At 27.9% G+C, this 8944-nt stretch carries 6 protein-coding genes, 1 pseudogene and 1 riboswitch; of the genes and pseudogenes, 4 read left to right on the plus strand and 3 right to left on the minus strand.

The window, feature by feature from the left end:
* Window positions 1-152: 152 nt before the first annotated feature.
* On the plus strand, window positions 153-659 hold the full coding sequence (locus tag Q0649_RS02445; protein ID WP_298836873.1) for a nitroreductase family protein: 507 nt from the start codon (window positions 153-155) through the stop codon (window positions 657-659).
* 66 nt (window positions 660-725) lie between these two features.
* On the opposite strand, the gene Q0649_RS02450 is transcribed toward Q0649_RS02445, so the two are convergent.
* Window positions 726-1760, minus strand: coding sequence for an AI-2E family transporter (locus Q0649_RS02450; RefSeq protein WP_298836875.1), 1035 nt, complete (start codon window positions 1758-1760; stop codon window positions 726-728).
* 463 nt (window positions 1761-2223) lie between these two features.
* Window positions 2224-2392, plus strand: a riboswitch (M-box (ykoK) riboswitch).
* 90 nt (window positions 2393-2482) lie between these two features.
* Between Q0649_RS02450 and Q0649_RS02455 the strand changes: the two genes are divergently transcribed.
* Window positions 2483-3712: a magnesium transporter MgtE N-terminal domain-containing protein gene (locus Q0649_RS02455; protein WP_298836877.1), complete on the plus strand. Its 1230-nt coding sequence runs from the start codon at window positions 2483-2485 to the stop codon at window positions 3710-3712.
* 12 nt (window positions 3713-3724) lie between these two features.
* Complete coding sequence (locus Q0649_RS02460) at window positions 3725-5014, plus strand: Nramp family divalent metal transporter (protein ID WP_298836879.1); 1290 nt, start codon at window positions 3725-3727, stop codon at window positions 5012-5014.
* 23 nt (window positions 5015-5037) lie between these two features.
* Here Q0649_RS02460 and Q0649_RS02465 read toward each other — a convergent pair whose 3' ends face one another.
* Both Q0649_RS02465 and Q0649_RS02470 read right to left on the minus strand, forming a co-directional pair.
* On the minus strand, window positions 5038-6807 hold the full coding sequence (locus Q0649_RS02465; RefSeq protein WP_298836881.1) for a sensor histidine kinase: 1770 nt from the start codon (window positions 6805-6807) through the stop codon (window positions 5038-5040).
* A gap of 3 nt (window positions 6808-6810) precedes the next feature.
* Window positions 6811-8376, minus strand: coding sequence for a response regulator (locus Q0649_RS02470; RefSeq protein WP_298836882.1), 1566 nt, complete (start codon window positions 8374-8376; stop codon window positions 6811-6813).
* 294 nt (window positions 8377-8670) lie between these two features.
* Here Q0649_RS02470 and Q0649_RS02475 point away from each other — a divergent pair.
* A pseudogene (locus Q0649_RS02475) lies at window positions 8671-8944 on the plus strand (ABC transporter substrate-binding protein); the annotation flags it as partial.

An 8944-nucleotide genomic window follows, 5' to 3' on the forward strand; every position in this document is an offset into this window, starting at 1 on the left:
ATAAATTAAACAGTATCATTTTAGTAACTATGCAATAAAAAAGTGCGTACTTGCAATTAAGATACATTGGAAGTAAAATAGTAATATAGAGAGAATGGTAATCATTATAATGAATTATAAAAATAATCTTAATTAAGATGGAGGCAATAAAAATGGAAGCAATATTTAATAGAAGAAGTATAAGAAAATATGAGGATAGACCAATTGAAAAGGAAAAAATAGAAAAACTTTTAAGAGCTGCAATGCAGGCACCATCAGCAGCAAATCAACAACCTTGGGAAATTTTAGTTATTGAAGATAAAGAAACATTAAAAAAATTAGCTCAAACAAGCCCTTATTCAAAGATGGTTGCGACTTCAGCGGTGACATTTGTTCTTTTATCTAGAAAAGATGGCTTATTAGCACCAGGTTGTGTACCACAAGATATGGGAGCAGCATCAGAAAATCTTCTTTTACAAGCAGTAGAACTAGGTCTTGGAGCAGTGTGGCTTGGTGTAGCTTCTATTGATGAAAGAATGAGTTACATAAGAAATTTGTTTAAGTTACCTGATAATATTGAAGCTTTTGCAATAATTCCAGTAGGGTACCCAGATGGTCAGGAAAACAAGTTTGTAGATAGATTTGATAAGGAAAGAGTTCATTATGAAAGTTATAAATAAATAAATAATTAAATAAATAAATAAACAAACCTTCGATTTATTAGGCGAAGGTTTGTTTATTTATTTTCACTCATGCAATTTAAAAAATATTGTTTTAATAATAGCGTAAGTAGGGACAATAGCAAAGGCTGCTAAAGGCCCACCAACGGCAACGGCACCTATAACTAAGAAGATGTCAGTTAATGGGTGAATATTCATTGCCTTAGACATAATTGCGGGAACAACAACTCTACCTTTTAATGTTTGTACAATAATAAACACAATTACAAGTTTTAAAAGCATGACCCACCCCATGCTTAAAGCAATGATAGTGGGAATAATCATGGAAACTAAAAAACCTATAAAAGGAATAAAAGCTAAAACAAAAGTTAGTGAGGAGAAAAGCAGAGCGCTAGGAATCCCTATTATTTTGTAAGCAATAAATATCATAATGGATAAAGAAAGAGCTACTTTTGCTTGCCCTGTAACATAAGAATCCAATACGTTATTACTAGCTGTTAGGGTTTGTGATACAAATTTTTTAAACTTTTTAGGTGTTATGTATATGATTTTATCTTTGAATTTAGGACCATCCTTAAGTAAATAAAACAATATTACCAAAACAAGAAATAGAGTTGAAAATGTGTATATTGTATAATTTACGGTTAACAGTAGGTTATGAACCAAGTTTTGCATATAAGTATTGATAATTCTAGTAAAAGTTTTATAAATACCTAAAGTTGGTATAAAGGTATCAATTTTATTTATAATATTATTCATAGATTCTTGATTTTTCACAATAGTTGTTAGTTCTTTTATTATTCCGTTAAACTCAATTGCAATATAATTGCTAAAAAGCGTTATAACACCTATGGAAATTGATAGTCCAAGTGTTAAGGTTAATAAAGCTGAAGCGGTTGGTTTTAGACCGTTTTTGATAATAATCACATTTAATGGTTTTATAATATAGTATAAAAAAAGTGAAAATATCAAAGGAGTTAAAAATGACTTAGAAAGTATTCTTATAAACTTATGAAGAAAAAACATTTTACCGAAAAGAATTATTCCTAATAAGACCAAGTTAATAATTAGTAAATTTTTTAGTATGTTGTTTTTAAACATAGTCGTTCACTTCCCTATTCGAACTATATATAGTTTGAACATATGGCTATGTACTTATGCAGAACTAATAAATTTTAAAAGGATTATTTTTCTATAGGTATTGCGTAAAATAAGCAGGCCAATCCTCCTATAACAATTAATAAACCTAAAATTGAGGGTAATTTCATAATTTTCACCTCTTTTTATTTCAATCTTATGTATCTAGTGATATTAAATATTTTATTATAAGTTTATAAAAATACAATCAGTTTACTTTATATGTCATTTGATTTAAATAATACCATAGGATAAATTCCATTGCAATATAATATTTATTTCATATTTTCTATTTTAACTTTATACGATTAAATTTAATTCAAGAAAACTTTTAATTAGATGTTTAATTTCGGGCTAAATTATTGACAATATAGAAACTTATGCATAACATGATATTATAAGAATAATATTAAATAAAAATACAATTTAATATTCTTGTTAGGTGAGGTTACTGTATAAGACACACGCTACTGCCCAGAAATGTCGAGAGACGCCAACGGGTCAGCAGGTATTACCGGATTAAGGTTTTACTTAATGTAGCTGAGTATTAAATCTCTAAGCTGTACAGTGCTAAAACTCAACGAGTGGAGATGAAATATATTTTGACGTCTTTATTTATTACGTACTTTAATCTCTTCACTTTGTTGTGGGGAGATTTTTTTAGTTTATTGCTAGGAGGATGTAATATGAAAAATAATTTTTATTTAAGTAGAATTTTAGGAAACAAGGTATATACAACAGATATGAAAGTTGTTGGAAAATTAAATGATTTGGGTGTTGTAAATGAATTAAAAAGCCCACATGTTATCACTGCAAAAGTAAAAACCAATAGTGGAATTAAAGATTACAACTTTAAGAATTTTTCAATTACAAAACAAAAGGGGCAGTACGTTATAGTATGTAACAAAATAGAGGAATATACTTCAAGTAATACATTGTTTTTAAGAAAGCATATTTTGGATCAACAGATTATAGATGTTAATGGAAGAAAAGTAGTTCGTGTAAATGATATTTCATTATCTTATTTAGAAAAAGGAGCTTTTGTTGTTGCAGTAGACATAGGGATTGATGGCCTTCTTAGAAGAATTGGAATAGCAAAACCACTTAAAATGATAGGTCTTAAAGTTCCTTCTAGACTAATGTTATGGAATGATGTAGAGGCTATTATAACTTCTAATGAAAATATTGTTTTATCTAAAACCTATGATTCACTATCAATTCTTCATCCATCAGACTTAGCTGATATTATTGAAGACTTTGATGCTAAAACGGGTCTTACTATCTTTTCTTCACTAGATAATGCAACAGCTGCAGACGTTTTAGAACAAATGGAAGAAGATTCTCAAGTTAGTTTTATTGAAAGTTTATCTGCGGATAAAGCAGCAGATGTTTTAGAAAATATGCCTGCTGATGAAGCTGCGGATATTCTTGATGATATGGAAAAAGAAAAAGTAGAAGAGCTGCTAAATAGCATGGAAAAAGAAGCTGCAGGCGAAATTAGAGAGCTACTAGAATATGATTCTAAAGCGGTAGGAAGTCTTATGAGCACGGATTTTGTATCATTTAAAAACAATAAAACTATAAATTATGCAATTGAAACTCTAAGAAAATTAAAACCTGAAGAAGATGAAATTTTAAACCTATATGTAGTAGATAAAAACAATAAATTAATAGGAACACTTTCCCTTCGCGATCTTATAATATCTGATCCAACTAGTAAAATAGGTGAAATTATGAATAAAAAATTCCAATCAATGTTTGATACAGATAATATTAATGATCTTATAAAAAATGTTTCAAAATATAATCTTGTAGCTATTCCGGTTACAGATCATGAAATGAAGTTACTAGGCAATGTTATAATAAATGATATTATTTATGAATTACTTAAAAATAAAAGAAAGTTAGTTAAATAAGGGGGTGTTAATATGAAAGAAAAAATAATTTTAAATAAAAAACCTTGGATGGTAGGATTAATGCTATTTCTATCAGTGGTTGGTCCAGGCTTAATCACAGGAAGTGTAGATAATGATGCTGGTGGTATTTCAGCATACTCTGTAGCTGGTGCTCATTATGGATACCTTTTACTTTGGACGTTGATTCCCTGCTTCATTGCATTACTTGTAGTACAGGAAATGAATGCAAGAATGGGTATCGTGACTCAAAAGGGTTTAGCTGATTTAATTCGTGAAAATTTTGGTGTAAAGATAACTTTCTTTATATTTCTAGGATTATTAGTAGCAGATATAGGTAATACTGCCACTGAATTTGCGGGTATTGCCGGAAGTTTGCAGGTGTTTAATCTTTCAAAATATATAACAGTGCCAATTGCAGTGGTTTTAGTATGGTTACTTGTTGTTAAAGGAACTTATAAATCGGTGGAGAAAATATTCTTAGTATTTAGTGTTTTTTTACTTTCTTATGTTTTTTCTGCACTTCTTGCCCACCCCGATTGGCATCAAATCGGAACTTCATTATTTAATCCTATACCATCATTTAAAGGTGCTCATGGAGAAGGTATAGATGCTGCTTGGATTGGTACTGTAATTGGTTTAATCGGTACTACTATTGCTCCTTGGATGCAATTTTATATGCAGTCTTCAGTAATAGAAAAAGGCATTAAAATCTCTGAGTATAAATATGAACTTATGGATGTTATCCTTGGATGCACAGTAACTGTGGTAGTTGCTTTCTTTATTATTGTAGCTTGCGCTGCGACTTTAAATAAACAGGGGATTACTATAAATGAGGCAAAGGATGCTGCTATGGCATTAAAGCCATTAGCTGGGAATTTAGCTTCAAGCATTTTTGCCTTCGGTCTCTTGGTTGCTTCCGTATTCTCAGCAACAATTCTTCCATTAGCAACTGCATTTTACATATGCGAAGCGTTTGGATTTGAAGCTGGTATAGATAAAGATATGAAGGAAGCTCCGGAATTTTATTGGTTGTTTACAGCAATAATAATTATAGGTGCCGCAATTATTCTTATTCCAGGTGCACCATTACTTCAGATTTCTCTTGGATCTCAAGTAATTAATGGAATGCTTCTACCAGTAGTTTTAATTTGTATGATGATAATGGTAAATAAAAAGGATCTTATGGGTAATTATATAAACAATAAATTTAAAAATTGGGTTGGTTGGATTACTATAGTTATTTTAATAGCATTAACCATGGTGTTATTATTGCAGGCTTTAATTAAAATATTAGGGTTTTAAGTAAATTATCTTCTTTGGAGCCTTTATATTAAAGGCAAAAGAACATTAATTGTAGTTCCTACATTAATTTTGCTAGTTATAGTTACACCATAGTCATTTCCATAAAGGAGCTTAATTCTATTATCTACATTTTTAATTCCTATTCCTGTAAAATGTATATGCTTAGAGGTAGGTGAGGAATATAGACTTTGTAGTTGAGCTTCTTCTATACCTATTCCGTTATCTATTATTTCACATAGTAGGTTGTTGTTTTTAACAGATATAAATACATGTATACGTCCTTCTTCATTTCCAGAAAATGCATGAAAAAGAGAATTCTCAATAAAGGGCTGAAGTACTAGTTTGGGAAGTCTATAATTAAGACACTGCTCAAACACATGGAAATTAACTTTTATATTATCACCACATCTAGTTTCATTTATAAAGACATAATTTTTTAGATTTTCTATTTCTTGTTCTACTGTAATGGTTTCACTGGTTTCGCTAATAGTATTTTGTAATAGTGAAATGAAAGAATTTATAGTTTCACTTGCTTTTTCTTTATCCTCTTTTAGAACCAATAATTTAATAGAGGCTAATGTGTTATAGATAAAATGGGGATTAATTTGCATTTGTAGAGCGGACAATTCTGATTTTCGTTGCTCTTTTTGAGCAATAAGTAACTTTTCTACATAATTATTTAGATCATCTAACATATAGTTAAAGGAACTACTTAATTTTTTTATTTCAGAACTTCCTGCTAGATTTATATGATTATTAAAATCACCTTCAGTTATTTTAGACATTTCTTTTACTAAAACTCTTAAAGGATTTATAGTTTTTCTTGTAATTACAAATAGTATTGAAACTGAAATAGCTATTATTAAGGCGCAATTAAAAACTATTTCTTTTATATTATACATATCTTCTAAAGCAAGGTTTGTATCTATAAGATTTACTAAATAGAAATTATAAATTGGCATGTATTCTGCTAAAATTGTATAATTCCTATTATTTAATTTTACATTTTTAAATTTGAGATTCTTATTATCTATATTTTTTGCTATATTAAGCAAGGTTTTATCTTTAGTTCCGATAATATTCTCCTTATTAGAGGATACGATAGTACTGTCTGGCGATATTATAACAACATCATTGCTCTTAGTCGTAAAGTTAGAATAGAGTTTTTTAAAGATATTTTCATTTATACTTATATATAACATGCCAAATTGCTGCTTTGTCCTTTGATCGTGCAATACCTTTGTAGCTACAATAACATTTCTATGCTCAGTTAAACTATTAAATCCAGTGTTATTATATTGGTAAAGCAATTTATCTGGGCTTAAAAGAGAGTTTTTTGTTATTTTATCTTTTTTAATTTCATTTATTGGAGTTGTTAATAGTGCAGAGCTTCCTATATATGTAGAATTATTAACTCCGATTAATAAAAAATCAATGTCCTTAGAGTTTAAATTAGCAGTATCGTTTTTTAAATGCTGCTTGATGTTATATATAATATTGGATAAATCTATTATACTAGTATCATATTCACTAAGGTAACGCCGAAAGGCCCAACTATCGTTTATAGTGTTCATAAGACTTATAAGTTTATCATTTAAATCAGCAGAATTATCTTTAATTTCATTTAAGCTTTTAGTGTTTGTAATACTAAAATTATTAATAAATACTTTCTTTGAAATATTCATGATTGTAAATGCAGTTATAGCTGAAATACATATACTACTGATTAGTATGATTAGTGTTAATTTGAAAAATAAGCTATTGTTTCTTAATTTATTTATAATTTTATCCATTGATCAACCTCTTTTGCCATCTAGAATGTTTCTTCTGAATTTACTAGGAGTAAGTTTTTTGAATTTTTTAAACACTTTGCAAAAATAACTATGATCTGAATATCCAACCATAAAACTTACTTCTGAAACTGGAATTTGTTTGTTGCCTAAAAGCTCAACAGCTTTTTCAAGGCGTATTTTATTAAGATATTCGCTAAAGCCCTCCGCATTATGAGAACTAAAATATGAAGATAAATAGTAATAGTTAAAATGAAATTTATCAGCCACTTGTTTAAGAGACAATTGTTCATAATAATGATTTGAGATGTAGTCAATAATTTTATTTATCATATGATCATTTAATTTACTTTCATCATTATTTAATATTAATTTTGTATCATTGGTTATAATATCTAGCAAATCTAATAATTCATCAGGAGATTTAGTTTCATCTATCCTTTGGAAATATTCTAGTTTTGAGTTATCCATTTCATCCATATTAAAATTAAGCTCATCCAAAATATTTATAATATTATAAAGGGCATTCTCAAAAAGTGTTTTTAATTCGAATTCATTAATGCTGATATTATTTATAGATAACTCGAGATATTGTTTTAAATAATTTAATGCGTTATCTAAATTAAGTAAATATATTTGGCTTGAATAATATTTAAAATCAAATTTTTCTTTTAGGTTATTCTTAGGTAATAACGAATAAGTAATAAGACTTTTTCCCTTAAAATAAAATTTATACCCAAGTAGTGGCTTAAAATTATTTATATAAATATCTTCTAACTCATACAAGGAATTAAAAAGCTTACTTAACACAAAAAATATTTCTGGAATGTCTTTTGAAACTTCAAAAAGCATAAGAGTTATTTGAGCTAAAACCTCAGAATAATTTTCATATTTTAAATTTATTACAAGTAAGAAAAAATTATTTTCAGCTTCTACTTCAAAGTATATTAAGTCTTTTAAATATTTTTTTGCAGCTTTAGATAAAATAGATTTTAAAGATAAAAGACTCATAGAATTTATGTTATTTATTTTTTTGATATTATCCCCAATAAGCAAAAAAGAGTCAAGAGAAAAAGTATCATCTAGCATTTTTTTATCTGAATTCGAATAAAAGCCAGAAATTAATTTGGTTAATAAGTTGTTAATATTTAAAGTATTATTATTTTCAGAAGTAGGCATAATAAAACCAGGAATATTACTAGCAGTGTTTTTTAAAAGCAAAACCAACTCCTGGGGATCCAATTTTGGTTTCAAAATATAATCATTTATACCTAATTTAAAGGTATCTTTTACATAGTTAAAATCACTATAACCACTTAAAATAACTATTTGTATTTCAGAATATTTTGTTTTTACTATCTTTGCTAGATCTACGCCATCCATAATAGGCATAACTATATCTGAAATTATTATGTGGGGTTTAAGTTTTTCTATAAAATCTAAAGCTTCCTTTCCATTAGAAGCCTCGCCTATAATTTCGAAGCCTTCTTTATTCCAATCTACAAGATATTTTATACCTTGTCTTAACAAATACTCATCGTCTACTATTAAAATTTTGCATAAGTCGCTCAAGGCAATCAGATCCTTTAAAATTATTTCTTAATAATTTTTGTTTTATTCTTATTTACAGTATATAGTAATGCAAGAGTTATTTCAATTATAACTATAAGCAAGAATGCAAATGTATACAAAGAAAATCATAGAATGTTAAAAAAGTACAAATTTATTGTTAACAATAAATTATTATTTATTAAAATAACACAAGTTTATGTAAATATAGTACTATTTGAATTTTAAAATCTGATGTAAGATAATGTTATGAATATTTGTAAACGTTTAAATAAAATTTAAAGGGGGATTTTAACTATGAAAACAAAGAAATTAATAGCTATTGCTCTAACTGCTATTATGACACTTAGTATGGCAGGGTGTGGGACAGCAAGTAAAAAGAGCGCTACAACAGCTACTACAAACAAAAAACTTGTAATATGGGCATGGGATGGAACTTTTAATGTGGTTGCTGCTAAAGAAGCAAAAGCAATTTATTTAAAAGATCACAAAGGCGTAGATATACAGATAGTAGAGATGGCTCAAGCTGATATAGTACAAAAGTTAAATACAAATCTAAGTTCTAATACAA

Origin of the sequence: uncultured Clostridium sp. (assembly GCF_937920395.1) — a bacterium.
GTDB lineage: Bacteria > Bacillota > Clostridia > Clostridiales > Clostridiaceae > Clostridium_AD.